This is a genomic window from Methanobacterium petrolearium (assembly GCF_017873625.1).
Classification (GTDB): domain Archaea; phylum Methanobacteriota; class Methanobacteria; order Methanobacteriales; family Methanobacteriaceae; genus Methanobacterium; species Methanobacterium petrolearium.
The window spans coordinates 1-20,351 of the sequence record NZ_JAGGKL010000008.1 but is presented as its reverse complement, the minus strand read 5'-3'; the positions used below and the strand labels follow the sequence as shown (position 1 = coordinate 20,351).

Here is a 20,351-nt window from a genome sequence, read left to right as displayed (position 1 = left end):
ACAAAGGATCTAAATAAAAACTCAGGAAGACTGTTGAAAGAATTATTTAAAAAAATTATTTCCTTTTTTTTATTCTTTTTTACTTAACAAATCTTTAAGTTCACTTATTTCTGATCTTATACTATTCAAATCACTTTTAACTTCTTCAATATTTTTTTCTTTAGCCATTTTTGATTCTAAATCGTATATTCTGATTTCAAGGTCTTTGATATAGTCACCACTCTTTTTGGCAAGTTTTTCACGGTCTTCCCGTAATTTATCCATTAAGGAAGAAGTGGTGGCTGCAGTCAGAAGGCTGGAAATAGCAATAGCACTGATCATGGCTATTACTCCTACCAAACGTCCCCACTGGGTGATAGGTACTACATCACCGTAACCAACAGTGGTGATGGTTTGAATAACATACCATAATGAGTCTTCATATGTGGCAACTTCAGGGTTAACCCCACTTTCCAGTAAAAAGAACAGCACGGAACAGAATATAAGAACTACAACAAAAAATGCAAACCCATAAACCAGTTTACTTTTTTCAACAAATTCATCTACAGATTTACCTACCTGGCGAGCAGAAAAGGCTAATGCAAATATTTTAATTAAACAGAGTATCTTCAGGATGACGGATGTCTCATTCATCCCCAAAAGAATAATCCCAATGAAATAGAACGGCATGATGGATATAAGACCATTCCAATTCCTTTTAATGTATAAACCTTTTTTTCGCCTCCTCATCTGGATAAAATAGCCAAAAATGAGCAGTATGCTGGTGAACAGGTCAAGATAAATTACAATTGTAAATGCCATGGGTCGGATGGGTAAAAATATGCTGACAAAAAGTAGGAACCCATCAAGAAAGATGAAGGTGATGAAAATCAGTTCCATCAACATCATTATTTTCTGTTTCATAAGTTTCATTTACTCCTTTTTTAGTAAATATTTTTGGTGTGTTATGAATGGATACTAAGCCATATCCTGATACTTTTTCAATGCCCCTGATTTGATTGCGATCTCCACCAATTCCTGCAGATAATGGATGTCAGAAGTGATCCAATTCAAATAGTTATGGAGTTCTTCAGGTAATCTGTCCACTTTCAATCTGTTATCTGATCCAGAGTTAGGGTAAACATCATCTATCCTTGCTCTGGGCAGCACAATATTTTTATCCACAGATAGTGCCATTTCATTAAGGGAATTAGCTACCTGTTCTCTGAAACGGGAAATATCTGGTAAATTTTCACCTGCTTCTGCTAAAGTTCCAACAGCAGATATGTCAGCTGCTAATTTTTGATTAGCTGCCCAAAAATCATTATACAACGCTAAATCATCTTCAACATCGTCAAAAGTATCTTCCACCTTTTTAATGGCAGATTCCAGGTTTTTTTCCTCTAACATGTAATTTCTAAAAGCATTAACTGCCTTTTGATGATCATAAACCATTTCTGGGATTGGAAGAACATTTTCCACATACTTCCGGTTAGTGCGGATAGTTTGAGCTATCTGTTGAGGAAGATTCACTGTTACTCTGCTTGGAAGGATTATATATGCGCATATGAATGCTATGATAGCTCCGATTGTGATGTCGATAATCCGGGCCAAACTGTTATCAAACACAGTTCCGGTGGGCCATACCAGAATTATGAAGACGGTTAAAGCCATGACTGAAAGCGCCATATAGGTAGGGTAAAATGCCCGGTATAAAAACAGCATCAGGAATGCAATCCAGAACAGTATATAGTGAGGGAAGATAAAACTCACAACTATGGCCAGGATGATGGCAATAACATTAAAGGAAACCCTCACAATCATGTTGTTTAGGGTGCTGGTAACATCTGGCTTGATGATGATGAGAATACCCATGGTGACCCAGATGGCATCACGTTCATGGGTTAAATATATTACCAGAAGGCCAATGGTCATAGCCAGGGTGAAACGCAGGGCATGGCGTATATACATATTTTTAAGATTGAAATTCGCCCCTAAAACATTTTTGAGAGAATTCCGAGGGGAGGGTATTTTCAACTTTTCCATAACTGTCGCATTAACAGATTTTTCCTTAACAATTATTTCATTGGCCTTTTTCAGGAGACTGTGCATATTCTGTGCTATGCTTAATGGGGCATTGGAAGAAGATTCACTTAAAGCAGCATTTTGAACATGGGCAAGCTCAACATCCATGGATTCAAGATCAACAGAATCTGTTTTACTAATGATACTGGCGGCAATTTTCGAACTACTCTTATTGGTCGTATCTATGAATTTCTGGAATATCTCACGGGATTCTCCAGATAGGCGGGATAAAACAATTTTACTGTAACTTCTGAACCCAGTAAGGTAGGTTCCGATTCTGAAAAGTTCGTAATCCCTACCTTCCAGGGGTATTCCCGATAACATCTGTCTGATTGATAAGACTCGCTCCAGAGAGGTTTCAGGTGAGAAAGGTGAGGCCACCAGTTTAGATAGATCCTTCTTTTTGTTCAATAATTTGGGGATGAAGGAAATGGAAGCAACCATGTAGGCTAAAACTATGTAAAATCCCCAGTCAAGTGGTGAAGCATCTCGATTCACCAGTACAACCGACAAAAAGTAACAACAGAATATGATGAATCCAAATGAACCGAAAGCTTCACTGAAAATGTAGGTGGAAAGACTAAAAAAAGACCAGAGGATAGTAAAAAATAGGAAAAGGGGAAGGCTGGAAAGTGCTAATGATGAACTGATAAAGGCCAAAACTGTCATTAAAAACCCTATCACGGTCAATGGAACACTTTTACGTAGTGGGAGGGGGAGATCTATTATTATGTTTGCTATTAGAGTTATGAACATGATGGCTTTTATGCCATCCTCAAAACCCAAAAATTTAGCTACCAAAGCAGCTAAAATCATTAAAAAGATGGCTACAATCCCTTGTTTCCACTGGGGCTTACCAGTGGGTTTTGAAAGTATCCTCAATTTCCCCATGAAACCCTTCTTTTCCACTTGCACACCTCTAATTATTGAAATATAGATCCATGTTACAATTATTTGATTTTTATTTTGTTGTTTAGCAAATAAACATGTAAGTGTTACTGCAATGTCAAAACTCTTAAAAATAAAACTCTAAATAATAGGATAAATCTAACTAAAGCAGTAATAGTTTTAGATTGTTATCCAATTTCAAAAGGGTAATTAATGATTAATTAGTGACATAGGAAAATATAGATAATTAAGAATGATTAAGGATTAGTCTATGAGTTGGTAAAATGAGCTTTTTAAACCCTGATAAGGAGGATATAAGTCCTCTTCAAAGAAATCTACTAAGAATTATCCGGATATTTTTGCTTATTGCCGGTATCTACATTACCATATTTGGCGGAGTCAACGGTGCAGAGAGAATTTTTGGGATATTAATTTTAGTGGCTTTGGCAATAATCAATGCCCCGGCTTTTTTCACTCAAAATCGCATACGGGCCATTCCAGTGGAAATAGAACTCTTACTTCTGGCCATGGTGTTGTTTGAACTGGTGGGTGGAGATGCTTTGGGCTTGTATGTCCGACTTCCTTACTATGACAATTTCATGCATTTCATTTTACCCCTTTATATAGCACTGATAGGGATGATGGTTGTTTACACCATGTATCATTTTGGTAGATTAAAAGCATCTTTAGCCGAAATGGCAGTTGTTATCGTGATTGTAACCATAGGATTTGGAGGTATACTTGAAATGGGTGAATATACTTATGATAAATATTTATCTAAGGGGCCCATTGGACAAATCACAGGCAACACGCAAATGCAGGGCTCCCCAACTCAAGACCCATTAGATGATACCATGAACGATTTATTCACTGATACTGCTGGCGGAATCTTTGGGGCAATAGTGGGTGTTTTATTGATCCGAAGAGCTGAAAAAGATGGTGGATACTGGAAGGTTGCTGATGAAATGGAAAAGATGGGAGAAGTTTAAAGAAATTTTAATTATGGGGTTACTACAATAAATTTTGTTAACATGGGTATCCATCATATTTTCCTTCCCTACCTATATCATGAACAATGGTACCAATTCATTAACAACACCATCTCCAAATATTAATTTAAATTTACAATGGTTTAATCATGAATAAAAAAGATCCAAATATGCTTAAATATATGCAGAAGGTTCAAAGGGGTATGACTCATTGGCGTAATAAAATAGGAAACCCTGAATTTAACCATAAAGATTTCCAGTTAGAACATGTGGAAGTCACTATTCCTGGGTTGGATCCTTCTTTCCATAATTATTGTCTGGCCAATATTTCTGACATACATCTGGGTCAGTGGATCACACCTAAACATCTTGATGGTGTGATCGACATCATCAATAAAGAGAAACCAGATTCTGTAACCATCACTGGTGATTTTGTTTCATATATTCTGGATGATGTTGCCGATGATCTTGAAAATTCTTTGAAACGATTAGAACCGAAGGAATTCTCCATTGCTGTCCTGGGAAACCATGATCACTGGTTAGATGCTGATCAAATCCGTGGAATATTGGATAGATGTGATATAATCGACGTCAGCAACGATTTTTTTACCATTTACCGTAATGAAGCTTCTCTACATGTGGCGGGAGTGGATAGTGTGATGCTGGGTATGAATCGTCTTGATCTGGTTATGAAAAAACTACCTGAAGAGGGTCCTGCCATACTTCTGGCTCATGAACCTGATTTTGCAGATATAAGTTCTAGCACAGGTCGTTTCAGTCTTCAAATATCTGGACACTCCCACGGTGGACAATTCCTCATCCCAGGTTTGGGAACCTTCATCAGGGGTCCACATTTTTTTAAATATCCTGCAGGGAAATATATGGTGGGTGACATGATTCAATACACCAGCAGAGGATTGGGAACCAATGTATTCTGGCTGAGGATCAACTGTGATCCTGAAATCACTATTTTCAAACTAAAGTGTCCGGAAGAGTTAGTATAAGGGTGAAAATCCATAGGGAGGCGTATTCTTAAATGGGGGATCAAGAAAAATATTTTTTAGATTGGCAGAACCGTATCCAGGACCGTTCCAGATTTTACTGGTTAGGTCGCTCTCTTATAATGTGGATAGGGGGTTTTTTAGCTTTTATAATCATTGACCACTTATCTGTGGGTTTAAGTTTTGATGACTGGAGCACTGCTTTTATTGTTGCAGGATTAGTAGGGCTGTTTAACGTTTTGTTCTGGCCCATGCTTGCCCGTGTATTACTACCATTCATGGTCTTCACTGTAGGGATAGGGGCTTTATTGTTAAATGGATTTTTCATCTGGCTGGCAGGTGGTTTAGTAGATGGATTTACTATCGGGGGGCCTGCCTTGATACTAACCCCACTTGCCATGGCAGCAGTCACTGCATTACTATCAGCTATTTTAACCATTGATGATGATGCTACATATTATCGGAATGTCATCAGAAAAATTAAAAAGGGCAAAATTAAATTTAAAGGAAAACCAGGAATTATATTTCTGGAAATCGATGGACTTGCCCTTAATATTTTAAATGAAGCCATAAAAAATGGTTCCATGCCGACACTAAAAAGATGGTTGGATGAGGGCACTCATAAGGTCACCGGATGGGAAACGGATCTTTCGAGCCAGACTGGAGCTAGCCAGGCTGGAATACTGCATGGAAATAACCATAACATCCCTGCATTTAGATGGGTGGAAAAGGATAATAACAATAAGATAATGGTTTCCACAGGATTGTCAGATGCTCCAATTATTGAAAAAAGAATTTCTGATGGGAACGGGCTTTTAAACTGTCATGGTGCCAGTAGAAGCAACCTTTTTTCTGGAGATGCTGCTGATGTTATATTCACCTACAGTAAACTTAAGAACCTGAGAAGATTTTACTCACGTGCCTGGTATTATGTGTATTCATATCCCTCTAACTTCGCACGTATTGTGGTTCTGTTTTTCTGGGATGTTTTCCTGGATTTTGCGTCTCAATTATTACACATAATCAAGAATATCAGGCCCAGAATACGGCGAGGCTTGATATATCCCTTCATAAGGGGAGGTGCCAACGTATTCCTCCGTGAAGTAACCACAGCAGTGCTTATTGGTGACATGTTAGATGGTAAAGTGGATGTTGCTTATGTAACCTATCTTGGATACGATGAAATAGCCCATCATTCAGGAACTCGTGATTGGGATGCTTTTTATGCACTTAAAAAACTTGATATGCAGTTTCATAGGTTGGAAAATGCCAGGAAATATGCGCCACGCCCCTACCAGTTGGTGGTGCAATCTGATCATGGGCAAACTAATGGTGCCACTTTCCTGCAGCGATATGGATTAACCCTGGAGGACTTAGTAAGGGAATTAATACCACCAGAAACTCTGATCTACAGTGAACTGTCCTCCAATGAAGATCATTTTGGCCAGGCTTTTCAAAACCCTATAGAAGATAGTAAACTTTACCTGAAGGGTCGGGGTGATTTGGTGGCGGGTGAAAGCAGATACATTTTTAACCAAGCAGTGAGAAAGGTGGATGAAGCTCCCGTAATAAGAGGTAAAGTTTTAGACTATTTGCAACGTCATGAGATAGGACAAGCCCCTCCCAAGAAAACATCATCTTCAGAAGCTCAAGTAATAGTCCTTGCTTCAGGAAATCTGGGATTGATTTACCTCACTGAGTATGTGAAAAGACTTACCTTTGAACAGATAAAGGCCATTTATCCGGATTTAATTCCAGGTTTGGTGCAACACGATGGGATAGGTTTTGTAATGGTCCATTCAGAGAAGTACGGTCCTATGGCCATGGGAAGGGAAGGAATATGTTATCTTAAAGATGGAACCATTGAAGGAGACGATCCATTAACTCCGTTCGGACCAAGAGCACGTGAACACCTTTCACGCACTGACACTTTCAAACATGTTCCTGATATTCTGGTTAACAGTTTCTATGATCCTGTAACCAACGAAGTGGCAGCCTTTGAGGAACTGGTGGGCAGTCATGGTGGGTTAGGTGGTGAACAAACCCAACCATTCATCTTACACCCTTCTGAATGGAACATGGGTTCTGAAGAGATTGTAGGTGCTGAAAAATTACATGAATTGCTTAAGAGGCAATTAAAAGAAGTTTAATCTATGAATAAATTGTAGTATACGTATTAGTTTATAAATGTTATATGAAAATTAAGAGAGGAATTAAATGGATGGAAAGAATAAAAAAGATATTAAAAAGGGATATAAGGTTTTGATTGTTCTTAAAAAAGATCAACGCACAGGAAAAAGAACTAAGGGTATTGTTAAGGATATACTCACACATTCTTCTGTTCACCCTCACGGAATAAAGGTTCGATTAGAAGATGGGCAAGTTGGACGGGTTAAAGAAATTATAAAAAGGTAGATAATTATTTACCTTCAGTTATAGGAATTTTCCAAAGGTAACCAACTTTTTTACCATTTAACTGTTTATTTTTACCTTTCTTTTTGGTTATCTGGGCTTCACTACCTTCCCATGATTCAACGTGTTCATCCAAATATTTAGCTATTTCTTCACTGTATTTTTTGGTTCCAATGGTGTAATTGTCACTTTTATTCCGGATATAGCTAATTCCATCACCTTTTTCTTCCATTACCTTTGATATTTCCATTATTTTTTTATAAAAATCTACAGACATTCTATTTTTCTCCTATTTTATTGATTAAAAGATCATTCACAAATTGAATGTGAGTCACTGTCCACGAATTCACAGTTAGCTAAGTTCCTGTTTATGTATGGTGTTATTTTAACTGGAAAATTAGAAAAATGTGAAAGATAGTAGGCTATGTTTCACAATTATTCGAGCAATATGTTGCTAAAGTGTAACTCCCATATCCAGCTGTTCTGTGAGTTCTTTGTATCGGTTACGAATAGTAACTTCAGTAACTCCGGCTATATCAGCTACATCGCGTTGGGTTTTCCTCTCACCGAGTAATACTGAGGCTATGTACAGTGCAGCGGCAGCTACTCCTGTGGGTCCTCTACCAGAGGTTAAACCTTTTTCCATGGCTTTTTCTATGATTTCTATGGCTTTGGACTGAACTTCTCCTGAGAGGTTTAGTTCACTGGCAAAACGGGGCACATAGTCAACTGGGCTGGTAGGTGGTAGTTTGATGTTTAGTTCCCTTGTCAGGAAACGGTAAGTTCTCCCTACTTCTTTCTTACTTACTCTTGAAACTTCTGCAATTTCATCCAGAGTTCTGGGTACGTTACATCTTCTGCAGGCAGCGTATAGGGATGCTGCTACGACTCCCTCAATGCTTCTTCCTCTGATTAACTTGTTTTCCACGGCGTTACGGTAAACCACTGATGCTGCTTCTCTGACGCTTCTGGGAAGTCCTAATCGTGAGGAATCACGGTCAAGTTCAGAGAGTGCAAAGGCTAAATTACGTTCGGTGGCGCCTGAGATCCTGATTTTTCTCTGCCATTTTCGGAGACGGTACCACTGGGCTCTGTTCCTGGCGGGAATATCTCTTCCGTAGATATCCTTGTTTCTCCAGTCGATCATGGTGGAAAGACCTTTGTCGTGGATGGTGTAGGTTATGGGTGCACCTACTCTGGTTCTCTTATCACGCTGTTCATGGTCAAAGGCCCTCCATTCTGGCCCCATATCCACTAGGTTATCGTCAATAACCAGACCACAGGAACCGCAGACAATTTCGCCACGTTCATGATCGTTTATAAGTTTTTCAGATTGACATTCAGGACATTTTGTCTCGATTTTTTCAATTTCGGACATATCCTGTTTCATCTGTTCTTTTCCCGAAACTTCTGTCTTTTCTTTAGCAATTTCGGGATTTTTTTCAATTAATTCTTGTTTCGTTTCCGTCGCCCCCATTTCTTCTTGGATTGTTTAGGTACATAAAGAGTCTCTCCAACTCGGTTTTCAAGTTTTTTAGAATTTGATGCACGAATTTTTACTGAGATGTAGGGATCTTTGGTAGGTCCAAAAACATCGTGAACGAACCCCACTTTCTGGTGGTGAGAGTTAAAAACAGACAGTCCCAAGGCGGGTGTTTGACGTGATCGGAGTATAATTCGACCTCGGTTAGACAGATGCAGTATTTTTCCAAGTTCCTTCATGCACTAAAACCGAAAATTTTATATACTACTGTTTTCGTTGAACTAGTATATAAATATTTCGATAGTTTTAAATTCCAGATCACTAAAAGTCTTCCAGTGTTCCTCACAATAGGTCTTAATATGCCTAACCCGTTTTCATGTTGGTTTCATTGGTCTTTGAATCCATATTTTTTACCTTTCGCCCGTAATAGAGTGCTGCCACAGCACCAATTATGGTGGGAGCTATGTAACTGGCCAAACGGTCGATGATACTTGCAGCCATCACTATATCGGCTGATATTCCAATAACAGCAAAAAGACCAATCAGCGTAGCTTCACGTATCCCCCATGCTCCTGGGAGAAGGGGAAGGAAAGATATGAAAATTCCAATGGTGTAAATAATCACCAAAGGAAGAAATGGTGGATATGTCCCTAGTGAACTAAAACAAACATACATTCGGGTCATGTCTAAACCCCACATGGCAAACGAAAGGAAAAAACAAAAAATAAAGACTTTTCGGTTCTGTAATGAGGTGACAAAACCATCTGAAAATCGGTTAACATAAAAAATAAGTTTTTCACTTACTTCCCTAAAAGAAATATTATTTTTGCTAAAACGGGCGAAGGTAGGGTAGATGGGCTTGGCTATTGAAATAATTAGCTTCTGTGCTATCTCTCTTCTAAGACCAGCATATATCATTATAGTAAACATTATAATGGTAAATACGATCATTATCACCACGATTATCCGGGTAAGTGTGGGAAGTTCCCAGCTAAGAACGAACAGTGCAGCGATAATGGATATTAAAACAAAAGGAAAGAATTCAAATACTCGATCAGATGTAGCAGAAGCAAAACCTATCTCAAAGGGTGTTCCTTCCACTTCTCTTAAAATATAAGCACGTAAAGGTTCACCACCTGCAGAACCTGGAGTTACATTGTTCCCAAATAAACTAGCAAAGAGCATAGTTAACACAGTAGTGTACTTGGGAGACTTATCCACCACTTCTAAAATATATTTCCACCTTAAAGCCCAGATTAGAATTATAGCAGCTTCTAACACGAAATTTAAAAGGATTAATTCTAAACTAGCCCTTTCTAAGGCATCCACCACATCATTTAATCCTATGATGAATGTAATGGCAAATATGACGAATGCAGCCACGGCAAATGAAATGATGATTTTCCATTTATGTTCCCGGATAAGTGCGTAAGTGTCTTCCATTAAGCACCTCTAAAAATCTGATTTCTGGATGAAACGATCCTGTTAATATAAAATGCCTTGAAAATTTGTTTATTAAATTTATTTGAAGTAAACTTGTTGATGGTGATGCTGTTTTTATCACAAGAGATGAGGGATGTTGATGTTAATTGTAACCCTGATTTAATTAATACATTTCAAAAGATTGAGATGGTTTCTTGTAGTATATATGGATTTTTTTAGCCTTTAAATTTTTATTTAATTCCCAGAATTTCAGATAAAGACCATCCATCTTTTAAACGGCGAATTATACGTGTTTCTTTGTCTTTTATATTAGAAGCAGCTTCAATTACTTCTTTAAAGCATTTAGCTGGGACCACAACTACTCCACAGTCATCTCCAATGATCCAATCCCCTGGTTTAACCTTTACTCCTTCACATTCTAGAGGAATGTTAATTTCACCTTCTCCTTTAGGTTCACCTGCACAGGGAACTATACGACAGGAGTAAACAGGATAGTTAAGATTTCGGACGGCTTCCACATCTCGCACAGCACCATAAACTACCGTACCAGCAATACCTTTTTCTTGGGAGGAACTAGAGGTTAATTCACCCCAAACTGCATCGTAACCATTTTCGGCATCAATAAAAAGTACATCTCCTTCTTGAGCAGCATCAATGCCTTTAAGAGCAGTTCCCCAATCTTCGGGATCGGTTTTAACTGTAACTGCTCTTCCCATCACCTTAATATTATTTTTCACTGGTTTTATCCCGTGGATAACTCCATTTTCACAGGTGATACTTTTTAGAGCATCGGAGATCTGTGATGTAGGAAGATCGAGGTGGGGAAAGTGATCTTCTTTTTTGGGGGTTGAAAATTTTTCTAAAACAGATTCTGGAGATATTTCAATCTTTTTAGCCATAAAAAACATCCTATTTTTAATTTAAGAAATCAATCCTGTGGTGTGGTTACTTCTTCAACCATGGTTCTACCAGCAACAACCTCATCCACACTGTGAATGGAACCACCATACTGTTCAATGGCTTTAGTAATTTCTTCAAAGTCCAAATCGTTACCTTGCATGGTAACCTTAATATTTTCAGTTTCTTTGTCAATTTCCATTAAAGTTATATTTACACCTTCCACTCCACTGACTTCACTTAAAAATTTAGCGAAATGAGGTAAAGTGGGGTCATGTGGTTTTAATATGTCTAGAACTATTCTTATAAGACCTTTTGCCAATTTTAGGCCCTCCAATTAATTTATCATCAATTTTTTTTTATTGTACATTACATGTAATAATTACCAATATAAATTCTTTATTGGGGATATTATAAAACTTTATGCCAACACTGGGCACTGTAACATAAATTAAATATATTTAAAGGAATCATAACACTTTATAAACTCTCCAAATTATGGAATAAATTATTATCAATTTTATTAGAGCATATAACAGGGTTTAAACAATTTTAGTGGGAAAGAAGTATTGATATCTACTTCAATTTTATATAGGAGATGGTGTATATTAATCTATAGATACTTATTAGCACCATCAAAAGGGCTTATCATGAGTTTTATCAAGTTGTCCAATATAATCGAAGAGCTTAAGATCTGTGGGGAACAGGGAATCCCATTTCTGATTGAAGGCCAAAAGGATGAAAAGGCCTTAAAAGAGCTGGGGGTAAATGGAAATTTCATAAAAGTTTCTGGATCAGGACTAAAACTCTTCGAAATAGCAGAGATAGCAACTCAATTATCATCACGAGTGATTATATTAACTGACTTTGATCGAAAGGGCAATCAACTTGCCAAAAGACTTTCAGAGGATATTCAAAGCCTTGGTTCTCATCCGGACATTCGTTTCAGGAGAACCATCATGGGTATTACTCGTCGCTTTATTAAAGATATTGAGAGCCTCCCTCGGCACCTGGAGCAGCTGGAACTTGAAGAAAGCCCATCTGGTGGGCAATGGTATTACTATCATTCATAGTATTTCCAGATACTGATCTTCAGGCTGTAAGATACATAGCCTCATTTTATCAGTAGTATCTATACATTGATGGAGGCCCAAATATGGGAGCGAAAGAAGAAATCAGTACAACTAAATATCTTATTCATGCTCAAATTAATGCTAACGGAATCGTTGAAAAACCGGACGTGGTAGGTGCCATATTCGGACAAACAGAAGGACTTTTAAGTAATGATCTTGATTTAAGAGAACTACAAAAAACCGGCAGAATCGGCCGGATCAAGGTGAACATCAACTCAAAAGCTGGCAGATCCAAAGGGGAAATTGTAATCCCATCCAGCCTGGATCGAGTGGAAACTGCCATACTGGCAGCATCCCTAGAAACCATTAACCGAGTTGGACCCTGTGAAGCGTACATATCAGTTAACAAAGTAGAAGATGTCAGAGCGGTTAAAAGAAGGAAAGTAGTGGATCGAGCCAAGGAACTTTACAAGGGAATGATGGAAGAAGTCACCCCAGAAAGCCTCAAAATGATTGAAGAAGTTAAAGAGGCCATGCGCATCCACGAAATCACTGATTTTGGGCATGATAAACTTCCTTCAGGCCCCAATGTAGTATCATCTGATGCTATTCTGGTTGTGGAAGGTCGTGCCGATGTTTTAAACTTACTGCGTTATGGTGTTAAAAATGCCATAGCTGTGGAAGGAGTTAGCGTCCCAAAAACTGTAGCAGAACTTACCAAGAAAAAAACAGTAACCGCATTTTTAGACGGAGATCGTGGCGGTGACTTAATCCTCAAGGAACTCCTTCAAGTAGGAGAACTGGACTACGTAACCCGAGCTCCTAGAGGTAAAGAAGTGGAAGATCTCACCAAAGATGAAGTTATGGTGGCGTTAAGAGATAAAATACCCGTAGAACAGATCTACCATGATATGGGAATAAAACTGGATAAACCAGAAAAAAAACAAGTAGACAAAACACCAGATAAAATAAAGTTACTCAAAGGACTACTCAAAGATGTTGAAGGTTCCGGAAATGCAGAAATCCTCGATGATGCATTAAACATACTTAAACAAGTTAAAGTAGAATCCCTATACGATGAACTGAAGGCTTTGCAAAATGAAGGAGCCTATGCAGTGGTATTTGATGGTGTGGTCAGCCAGAGACTCATTGACATTGCCAAAGATAAGGGAATAAAACAGATAGTAGCAGTGCGCATGAGTGAAGTTGTCAAAAAACCAAGTCCACTTAAAATAATCACTGGCAGATAACTACGGTTTTTTCAAAAAGATGACTCTGAAACTATTCAGAGAATCACAAAAAAATAGCTAATCCAGAAACTATACTTCTGGATGGCTATTAACCATTCATTTTCAGTAATGAAGTTATTAATATACTATTTATTCAGTCTTCAATTCATTGGAATCAAAAATGAACTTGGGGATGCAAAATTTGAGGGATATCATGTATGCAAACATGAAAAAAGAGTTTTTTAAAGATATTAAAAGCACTGCAGATATCTTGATACCTAAAGATCCCCTGGAAAGGGTTATTGGTCATGATGACATTATAAGATTTGTGAAAATAGCCGCTAAACAACGCAGGAATCTTCTCCTGGTAGGTCCTCCAGGTATAGGAAAATCATTAATAGCACAAGGCATATCGGTTCACCTGAGTAAGCCACAAGAGGAAATAACCGTTGTCCACAACCCAGAAAGGCCTGAAAGACCTTTTGTGGAAGTAAAAAACAGATCGGAAATTGAAAGTGAAATAGAGGATTTACAAAGGGCTGAAGGGGATGTTGTCACCCCCCAGGAAGTTCCGGAACTTGTTGCAGAACGTTTAGGTTTTCGATGTCCTACTTGTGAAAGTTATAGTAGTGCGTATCAGAGCATATGCCCTAAGTGTGGAGCGGACAAATACTCTCATATAAATGCACGTAGAAAACATTTAGGTGATCTTTTAGGAATGTTTGAAATGGATAATGAGCCTGTAAATGTTCCACAGGACAGAGTCACCACCACAAGAATGCATCAGGGTCGCGAAGAAGTGGTGATTTATGAACGGGTTGATGGGGACAAGATTAAGATACTTGACCAACATGCTCTGGAGAAGAGAAGGGAGATGGTTGAGGAAAAACCCAAAAACATTATTGTTCCCTTAAAACGGAAAAATTTCATCCAAGCTACCGGTGCCAGTGAAACCGAGTTACTGGGGGATGTAAGGCATGACCCATATGGTGGACACCCTGACCTGGGAACACAACCCTATGAAAGAGTTGTTCCAGGTGCAATCCATGAAGCCCACGAAGGAGTTCTCTTCATTGATGAAATCGTACACATAGCACCTCTGCAGCGCTACATATTAAGTGCAATGCAGGATAAATGCTTTCCCATTGTTGGCAGAAATCCTCAAAGCGCTGGGAGTTCGGTGAAAGTAGAGGATGTGCCCTGTGATTTTATATTTGTAGGGGCCTGCAATATTCGAGACCTTCATTATATATTACCTCCGTTGCGTTCTCGTATTCAGGGGGAAGGATATGAAATTTTGATGCGCACCACTATGCCAGATACTGGGGAAAATCAGGCAAAAATGGCTCAATTCGTAGCTCAGGAGATTGAAATGGATGGTAAAATCCCACATGCAACCTTAAATGCTGTTGAACTGATTATGGATGAATCCAGAAAGAGAGCCCACATAATAGACGATCAAAAAGATTCTTTAACATTAAGACTTCGAGACATGGGGGGTTTGGTTCGTATGGCTGGAGATATGGCAGTGATGGAAGGCAGTGAATTAATTGAGGCTCGTCATATAAAATTTGCTGTTAAAAACGCCATATCCATTGAAGACCAGATACTTGAACGTTATCAGTCCTTTGAACAGGCAATAGAGAAGGATACATCCAGTTCTCAGAAGATGCATTCAGGTAGTAAGGGCATTCCCAATGACCATGTGGACCGCAGCTACCTTTAAGAAATCTTTTTTTTAACTATTACTTTTTTATTCTTTTGTTGAAGTCTTTATACTGAAATTATTCTATTTATCCAATATAAAGTTGGAAAATGAAAAGATTTAATTATTCTAGAGGAAATATTCTTATATAATTAACCTAGAATTCGGTTTAAACAAAAATTTATTATTGGTACCATGAACCCTTATTCCAACGGAAACTGGAAATCATCTGGTGGGGATCCTACGGATATCAAAAGATTTGTAGGTAACACTTCTAACTATCCTCCGGAAGCAAACTTCTTGGAAGTTTTTGATATTCCAGAAATGATTGAAGACTATCTTTTTGAACTGGAAATACGCAACTATTCCCGTAACACCATCAAAACCTATCGTTCCATTATAAACAATTTTTACAAACATCTACAGAATGAAAAAGAACTTAACAACGAACAACAAGTTTTAAGAGGATTCAAACGTTATATACGATATTTGAAGCGTGAAAAAAAAGTTTCCCAGAACTACATTTACCTGGTGACCGTGGTTGTTAAGAAGTTCTTTGAATTTGGAGGGATCCACGTTCTTGAAGAGGTCAAAACCCCAAAAAGAACCAAATCACTTCCTAAATCCCTAAATGAGGATGAAGTGAAAAATCTTATAAATGCTCTGGATAATTACAATCCTGTGGACTCTGATTCTCCCACATCCAAATCTTTAAAACTTAGAAATAAATTGATACTGGCTTTACTATACTCTTCAGGTTTAAGGGTTTCTGAACTGGTCACCCTTCAGACTAACAACGTTGATCTAGAAGAAAGAACCATCCGTATTCGGGGGAAAGGAGAAAAAGATCGAATTGTTCTGTTTGACGATGCTACCAAAACGCTGATGGAAGAATATCTCCAAGAAAGATCATGTGATAGTGAATACATTTTCGTCAATCGTCAGAGCAACCATTTAACTCCTCGTTATGTGCAGATGATGATCAAGGATTACGCCAGAGTAGCAGGTATAAAAAAGAAGGTAACTCCTCACATTCTCCGCCATTCATTTGCCACGCATCTGTTAAAGAATGGTGTGGATATTCGCGCTATACAACAACTTTTAGGCCATTCTAACCTATCTACAACCCAGATATATACCAGTGTGGATATGAAAACACTCAAAAATGTTTATGACCGTGCTAAATTACTTTAAATTCGTATATTATTCTTTTTTCCGGGTTATTGATTAAGTGATTTACAAGATCATGTAGTAAAATTATCAATAAAAGTAATAATTTATACTTAATTAATTGATGAGATCACATTGAATGTCGCATAAAATTAATATTAATTTTTGCCATTTATAGTAATAACGCAACAAGTGACATCTTTGATCAACCTTCAGTTGTTTTTTTTCAGGTTTTACTTTAACTAAGGATGGTTTTTTGATTTTTTTTAAAAAATTTTAAATGAAAATTTATTAAGTATAAAATCTATATGAGATATTGGTTAAAGATATCTAAACTAAATATCTAAATCAGATATTAAATTAGTAGAGGTACTCATTATGTTAAATAGAAAATTTTTCCTGGGATTTATTAGAATACACATACTCTACCATGCAAGTAAAGAAGAAATATATGGGGTTCAAATGATTCAAGAACTAAAAAATCATGGTTATAAAGTAAGTCCTGGTATTATGTACCCTATTCTCCATTCTCTGGAAAGTGAAGGCTTTTTGAAATGTAGAAAAGAAAATGTGAAAGGAAAGATAAGGAAATATTATAAGATAACACCCAGAGGAGAAAAAATCCTCCATGAATCACGTCAAAAAATTAATGAACTCATAAAAGAAGTTATAGAAGAATAAAATAAGTTAAAAACCAATATTCATCTTACTTCTCCCACCACTCCTACTACTCTGGGGATAGGTAAAGCATTGATGAAAATCACAGCTTAAAAAAAAATCTGATTTATATGGTCAATCTAAAACTAAATATTCCAGATAATGATATTAAGGGTCATGCTCTTAAATTCATTATTTTGCTTGGAATTGTAAGCCTATTGGCAGATATGACCTATGAAGGTGCTCGAAGCATAACTGGACCATACCTTGCATTACTGGGTGCAAATGCAGCTGTAGTGGGTTTCGTTGCCGGATTTGGTGAATTGGTTGGATATGCCCTTCGTTTTCTTTCTGGGTATCTGGCTGACAAAACAAGAAGATACTGGGCTATGACCATCATCGGCTATGCAGTTAACCTCTTTGCAGTACCGTTACTAGCCCTTGCAGGAAACTGGCCCATGGCTGCCCTTCTACTTATTGCTGAGAGAATGGGAAAGGCAATTCGCACACCTTCCCGGGATGTGATGTTATCCCATGCCACATCACAGGTGGGTCGTGGATGGGGTTTTGGACTTCACGAAGCCATGGATCAAATAGGGGCCATCATAGGACCTTTAATGGTTGCAGTCATCCTGTACTTCTCTGGTAACTACCAGTTGTGTTTTGCTTTTCTACTTTTACCTGCGATATTGACCTTAACCGTTCTAGTAACTTCAAGACTTCTCTATCCCAATCCGCATGATCTTGAAGTGAATGTTCCAAAAATCCAAACAAAGGGTTTAATGAAGGTTTACTGGATATACATAGTAGCAGTGATTTTTATTGCCCTGGGATTTGCTGATTTTCCCCTGGTTGCTTATCACTTCCAAAGGGCAGAAGTGGTATCACCAGTGATGATTCCAATTTTTTATTCAGTGGCTATGGGAGTAGATGCACTGGCAGCTTTAGTATTCGGCAGATTATTTGATAAAATCGGTATGTGGGCATTGATCATTGCAGTAACCTCATCGGCATTTTTCGCCCCACTGGTTTTCTGGGGTGATTTCAGCATGGCTCTACTGGGAATGGGGTTATGGGGGGTGGGCATGGGAGCTCAAGAATCCATCATGAGAGCAGCTGTTGCTGAAATGTCCCCAGTAAACATAAGAGGTTCAGCATATGGTGTATTCAGCACTATTTATGGGATTTCATGGTTTATTGGTAGTTTTACATTGGGAATAATCTATGATTTCTCCATAACTTTGATGGTGACATTCTCCCTTTTTGCCCAGATTTTGGCAGTGATACCATTATTTCTAATTAGAAAATATCGGCCTTAATTAGAAACCGAGAAAAAATAATTATTTAAAGCCATTTATATAATATTTTAATTCAGTAATTAGTTCCATATGAAATTTTTAAATTTCTTTGTTCTTTCAAATCTTTTTAGGAGTTCGACTAACTTTCTAAAAGTTGTAATCGAATTTATTCGTGAAATTCTAGTTTAAGATAACTATATATTTATCAGGAATCTAATCATTAAAAGAGCTTATCAAGCTTTTCTTAATCTTTTAGAGACTTCTAAAATATTATAAAAAATATTTGAAAAAGCAGTTATCTCCGCATATCTGCTCTTTGAACATTTAAAAAGATAATTTGGGGATTTAATAGATTCCAACCAATTTAGATGGAATTTAAATAGATCTTAACTAATTAAAATGGATTTAAATAGTTTTCAACAGATTCAGAATTTATACACATATGTGGGTGATAGAAATGGAAATCAGTATAGAAAATTATTTCCGGAAAAGATACTCATTTTTCACGTGGCGTTCTAATACTTCTTTAGTTAACAAAGTAATAATGGCATTTTTCATGGCATGTGTCACTGGAATAATGGCTCAGATAGTAATACCATTGCCATGGACTCCTGTGCCCATAACTGCCCAAACCTTCGCTGTTTTAATGGCAGGTGTGGTTCTGGGTCGTTGGTGGGGTGGACTCAGCCAAGTAATGTATCTTGCCGTAGGTTTGTTAGGAGTCCCATGGTTTGCAGGGATGACTGGTGGATATAGTATACTTTTGGGTTCTACCGGAGGATATTTCCTTGGGTTCATTCTAACCGCATTTTTCATGGGATACTTCACAGATAAATATGTTCAGTCCCGAAACTTCCGTCCTATGTTAGGGTTGCTATCCGTGGCAAACTTCGCATTTATTTACATTCCCGGACTCTTAGGATTAGGATTATGGATGTACATGGTAAACGGAAGCTTTCCAACAATTCTGACCCTTCTTACCATGGGTCTTTTCCCCTTCATCTTGGGGGATTTGGTGAAAATTGCCGGTGCAGCAGCACTCACAAAAGCCATAACTCCAAAAAAAGAATATTAAGAGGTATAAATGGTGAAAAACGTCAAAAATGGCGTTGGTTCGGAACCGATAAGGATCAGAGCCCACCATCTCCTTTGCATGCAAGGATTTCAGGGATTTGGTTACAATAAAAAATTCACTGAAAACATGGCCCAGATCATAGAAAAAACCATAAAAAATTCTTCTTCTTTTATTCAGGTTATGATTGGGACGGATTCGATATGCCAGATGTGTCCGCATAATTCTCAGGGGATATGCAATAGGGACTCATCAAACAATATTAAAATCATGGATTCTGCAGTCATTGAGAAATTAAAGATTGAACAAGGATCAGTACATTCTTCAGCATCACTCCTATCCAAAACAATGAAGTTGAACAGTCAAACTGTAAAAAAATTATGCGGAAATTGTTCTTGGCGGAACAAATGCCTTTATTTTCAAGAAAAGATGTTATAGATTAGATGCTACTGTTGAAACACTGGATAATTAGGGTGGGAAGTAGGAACATGCAGGAAAACCCAGACACACTTGAAGATGAACATCACTGGTTCATGTCACAGGCTCAAAAAGAGGCCATAAAAGGTTTAAATGGTGGGGGAATTCCAGTTGGTGCTGTCCTGGTTAAAAATGGCGAAATCGTAGGCAAAGGCCATAACCAAAGGGTGCAAATGAATTCTACTATTTTACATGCTGAGATGGCCTGTTTGGAAAATGCAGGTAGGATGAAAGCAGATGATTATAAAAATTGTATACTTTACACAACTCTTTCACCATGTGTGATGTGTTCTGGAGCAATAATACTTTATAACATTCCTGTGGTAGTTATTGGGGAAAATGAAAACTTCAAAGGTCCAGAAAAACATCTTCAGGATAACAATATTCAGTTAATCAATTTATAGTCCACGACATTAAAAATTTAACAATTTGTTCTTAAAATTTTTTTTATCCATCCTTCGTAAAATGTTTTATTTCCGATTATTTCATTGTA

21 protein-coding genes are annotated in these 20,351 nt (G+C 37.7%); 13 read left to right on the top strand and 8 right to left on the bottom strand.

Annotation, left to right across the window (positions count from 1 at the left end):
• Positions 1–69: 69 nt before the first annotated feature.
• Together J2743_RS08370 and J2743_RS08365 are read right to left on the bottom strand one after the other, a co-directional pair.
• Positions 70–912 carry an ion channel gene (locus tag J2743_RS08370; RefSeq protein WP_209626138.1) on the bottom strand — a complete coding sequence of 281 codons (843 nt, stop codon included), beginning with the start codon at positions 910–912 and terminating at the stop codon, positions 70–72.
• A 45-nt stretch (positions 913–957) separates the two neighbouring features.
• Positions 958–2,973: an FUSC family protein gene (locus tag J2743_RS08365; RefSeq protein ID WP_209626136.1), complete on the bottom strand. Its 2,016-nt coding sequence runs from the start codon at positions 2,971–2,973 to the stop codon at positions 958–960.
• A gap of 263 nt (positions 2,974–3,236) precedes the next feature.
• Here J2743_RS08365 and J2743_RS08360 point away from each other — a divergent pair, with 263 nt between their 5' ends.
• The 4 genes from J2743_RS08360 to J2743_RS08345 all read left to right on the top strand — a co-directional run bounded on the left by J2743_RS08360 (position 3,237) and on the right by J2743_RS08345 (position 7,357).
• Positions 3,237–3,941 (top strand): DUF2238 domain-containing protein, encoded by a 705-nt coding sequence (locus J2743_RS08360; protein ID WP_209626135.1) that lies wholly within the window; start codon positions 3,237–3,239, stop codon positions 3,939–3,941.
• A gap of 149 nt (positions 3,942–4,090) precedes the next feature.
• Entirely contained in the window at positions 4,091–4,945 is an 855-nt protein-coding gene (locus J2743_RS08355) for a metallophosphoesterase (RefSeq protein ID WP_209626134.1), read from the top strand.
• Between the two features lie 32 nt (positions 4,946–4,977).
• Positions 4,978–7,092, top strand: coding sequence for a phage holin family protein (locus J2743_RS08350; protein WP_209626133.1), 2,115 nt, complete (start codon positions 4,978–4,980; stop codon positions 7,090–7,092).
• A gap of 67 nt (positions 7,093–7,159) precedes the next feature.
• Positions 7,160–7,357, top strand: a complete 198-nt coding sequence (locus tag J2743_RS08345) for a YwbE family protein (RefSeq protein ID WP_209626132.1) — start codon at positions 7,160–7,162, stop codon at positions 7,355–7,357.
• A 4-nt stretch (positions 7,358–7,361) separates the two neighbouring features.
• Here J2743_RS08345 and J2743_RS08340 read toward each other — a convergent pair whose 3' ends face one another.
• From J2743_RS08340 to J2743_RS08315, 6 genes are all read right to left on the bottom strand, one after another.
• Complete coding sequence (locus tag J2743_RS08340; RefSeq protein WP_209626131.1) at positions 7,362–7,631, bottom strand: hypothetical protein; 270 nt, start codon at positions 7,629–7,631, stop codon at positions 7,362–7,364.
• Positions 7,632–7,808: 177 nt separating this feature from the next.
• Positions 7,809–8,744, bottom strand: a complete 936-nt coding sequence (locus J2743_RS08335) for a transcription initiation factor IIB (protein WP_048199818.1) — start codon at positions 8,742–8,744, stop codon at positions 7,809–7,811.
• A 56-nt stretch (positions 8,745–8,800) separates the two neighbouring features.
• On the bottom strand, positions 8,801–9,076 hold the full coding sequence (locus J2743_RS08330) for an H/ACA ribonucleoprotein complex subunit GAR1 (RefSeq protein ID WP_209626130.1): 276 nt from the start codon (positions 9,074–9,076) through the stop codon (positions 8,801–8,803).
• 124 nt (positions 9,077–9,200) lie between these two features.
• The gene (locus J2743_RS08325; protein WP_209626129.1) at positions 9,201–10,280 is read right to left on the bottom strand and encodes a UPF0104 family protein; all 1,080 of its coding nucleotides are present in this window, start codon (positions 10,278–10,280) and stop codon (positions 9,201–9,203) included.
• 230 nt (positions 10,281–10,510) lie between these two features.
• Positions 10,511–11,179, bottom strand: coding sequence for an RraA family protein (locus J2743_RS08320; protein WP_209626128.1), 669 nt, complete (start codon positions 11,177–11,179; stop codon positions 10,511–10,513).
• 29 nt (positions 11,180–11,208) lie between these two features.
• Positions 11,209–11,499 carry a DUF211 domain-containing protein gene (locus J2743_RS08315; protein WP_209626127.1) on the bottom strand — a complete coding sequence of 97 codons (291 nt, stop codon included), beginning with the start codon at positions 11,497–11,499 and terminating at the stop codon, positions 11,209–11,211.
• 328 nt (positions 11,500–11,827) lie between these two features.
• Here J2743_RS08315 and J2743_RS08310 point away from each other — a divergent pair, with 328 nt between their 5' ends.
• From J2743_RS08310 to J2743_RS08270, 9 genes are all read left to right on the top strand, one after another.
• Positions 11,828–12,250 (top strand): toprim domain-containing protein, encoded by a 423-nt coding sequence (locus J2743_RS08310; protein ID WP_209626126.1) that lies wholly within the window; start codon positions 11,828–11,830, stop codon positions 12,248–12,250.
• An 83-nt stretch (positions 12,251–12,333) separates the two neighbouring features.
• A complete protein-coding gene (gene dnaG, locus J2743_RS08305; RefSeq protein WP_209626125.1) occupies positions 12,334–13,500 on the top strand; it encodes a DNA primase DnaG in 1,167 nt (388 codons plus the stop codon).
• A 193-nt stretch (positions 13,501–13,693) separates the two neighbouring features.
• Positions 13,694–15,205 carry an ATP-binding protein gene (locus J2743_RS08300; RefSeq protein WP_209626124.1) on the top strand — a complete coding sequence of 504 codons (1,512 nt, stop codon included), beginning with the start codon at positions 13,694–13,696 and terminating at the stop codon, positions 15,203–15,205.
• A 174-nt stretch (positions 15,206–15,379) separates the two neighbouring features.
• Positions 15,380–16,378, top strand: coding sequence for a site-specific tyrosine recombinase/integron integrase (gene xerA / locus J2743_RS08295; RefSeq protein WP_209626123.1), 999 nt, complete (start codon positions 15,380–15,382; stop codon positions 16,376–16,378).
• Between the two features lie 354 nt (positions 16,379–16,732).
• Positions 16,733–17,035, top strand: a complete 303-nt coding sequence (locus tag J2743_RS08290) for a PadR family transcriptional regulator (RefSeq protein WP_245248180.1) — start codon at positions 16,733–16,735, stop codon at positions 17,033–17,035.
• A gap of 107 nt (positions 17,036–17,142) precedes the next feature.
• Positions 17,143–18,330, top strand: a complete 1,188-nt coding sequence (locus J2743_RS08285) for an MFS transporter (RefSeq protein WP_209626122.1) — start codon at positions 17,143–17,145, stop codon at positions 18,328–18,330.
• Between the two features lie 436 nt (positions 18,331–18,766).
• On the top strand, positions 18,767–19,384 hold the full coding sequence (locus tag J2743_RS08280) for a biotin transporter BioY (RefSeq protein ID WP_209626121.1): 618 nt from the start codon (positions 18,767–18,769) through the stop codon (positions 19,382–19,384).
• 9 nt (positions 19,385–19,393) lie between these two features.
• Positions 19,394–19,819 carry a DUF1284 domain-containing protein gene (locus J2743_RS08275; RefSeq protein WP_209626120.1) on the top strand — a complete coding sequence of 142 codons (426 nt, stop codon included), beginning with the start codon at positions 19,394–19,396 and terminating at the stop codon, positions 19,817–19,819.
• Between the two features lie 14 nt (positions 19,820–19,833).
• Positions 19,834–20,262, top strand: a complete 429-nt coding sequence (locus tag J2743_RS08270; RefSeq protein ID WP_342451642.1) for a nucleoside deaminase — start codon at positions 19,834–19,836, stop codon at positions 20,260–20,262.
• Positions 20,263–20,351: the final 89 nt, after the last annotated feature.

Excerpts from the sequence above, each read along its gene's own strand:
- J2743_RS08350 (WP_209626133.1), top strand. The coding sequence starts at position 4,978 with ATGGGGGATCAAGAAAAATATTTTTTAGATTGGCAGAACCGTATCCAG.
- J2743_RS08290 (WP_245248180.1), top strand. The coding sequence starts at position 16,733 with ATGTTAAATAGAAAATTTTTCCTGGGATTTATTAGAATACACATACTC.
- J2743_RS08330 (WP_209626130.1), bottom strand. The coding sequence starts at position 9,076 with ATGAAGGAACTTGGAAAAATACTGCATCTGTCTAACCGAGGTCGAATT.
- J2743_RS08320 (WP_209626128.1), bottom strand. The coding sequence starts at position 11,179 with ATGGCTAAAAAGATTGAAATATCTCCAGAATCTGTTTTAGAAAAATTT.
- J2743_RS08355 (WP_209626134.1), top strand. The coding sequence starts at position 4,091 with ATGAATAAAAAAGATCCAAATATGCTTAAATATATGCAGAAGGTTCAA.
- xerA (WP_209626123.1), top strand. The coding sequence starts at position 15,380 with ATGAACCCTTATTCCAACGGAAACTGGAAATCATCTGGTGGGGATCCT.
- J2743_RS08335 (WP_048199818.1), bottom strand. The coding sequence starts at position 8,744 with ATGAAACAGGATATGTCCGAAATTGAAAAAATCGAGACAAAATGTCCT.
- J2743_RS08280 (WP_209626121.1), top strand. The coding sequence starts at position 18,767 with ATGGAAATCAGTATAGAAAATTATTTCCGGAAAAGATACTCATTTTTC.
- J2743_RS08275 (WP_209626120.1), top strand. The coding sequence starts at position 19,394 with ATGGTGAAAAACGTCAAAAATGGCGTTGGTTCGGAACCGATAAGGATC.
- J2743_RS08310 (WP_209626126.1), top strand. The coding sequence starts at position 11,828 with ATGAGTTTTATCAAGTTGTCCAATATAATCGAAGAGCTTAAGATCTGT.
- J2743_RS08285 (WP_209626122.1), top strand. The coding sequence starts at position 17,143 with ATGGTCAATCTAAAACTAAATATTCCAGATAATGATATTAAGGGTCAT.
- J2743_RS08370 (WP_209626138.1), bottom strand. The coding sequence starts at position 912 with ATGAAACTTATGAAACAGAAAATAATGATGTTGATGGAACTGATTTTC.
- J2743_RS08300 (WP_209626124.1), top strand. The coding sequence starts at position 13,694 with ATGTATGCAAACATGAAAAAAGAGTTTTTTAAAGATATTAAAAGCACT.
- J2743_RS08340 (WP_209626131.1), bottom strand. The coding sequence starts at position 7,631 with ATGTCTGTAGATTTTTATAAAAAAATAATGGAAATATCAAAGGTAATG.
- J2743_RS08325 (WP_209626129.1), bottom strand. The coding sequence starts at position 10,280 with ATGGAAGACACTTACGCACTTATCCGGGAACATAAATGGAAAATCATC.
- dnaG (WP_209626125.1), top strand. The coding sequence starts at position 12,334 with ATGGGAGCGAAAGAAGAAATCAGTACAACTAAATATCTTATTCATGCT.
- J2743_RS08360 (WP_209626135.1), top strand. The coding sequence starts at position 3,237 with ATGAGCTTTTTAAACCCTGATAAGGAGGATATAAGTCCTCTTCAAAGA.
- J2743_RS08345 (WP_209626132.1), top strand. The coding sequence starts at position 7,160 with ATGGATGGAAAGAATAAAAAAGATATTAAAAAGGGATATAAGGTTTTG.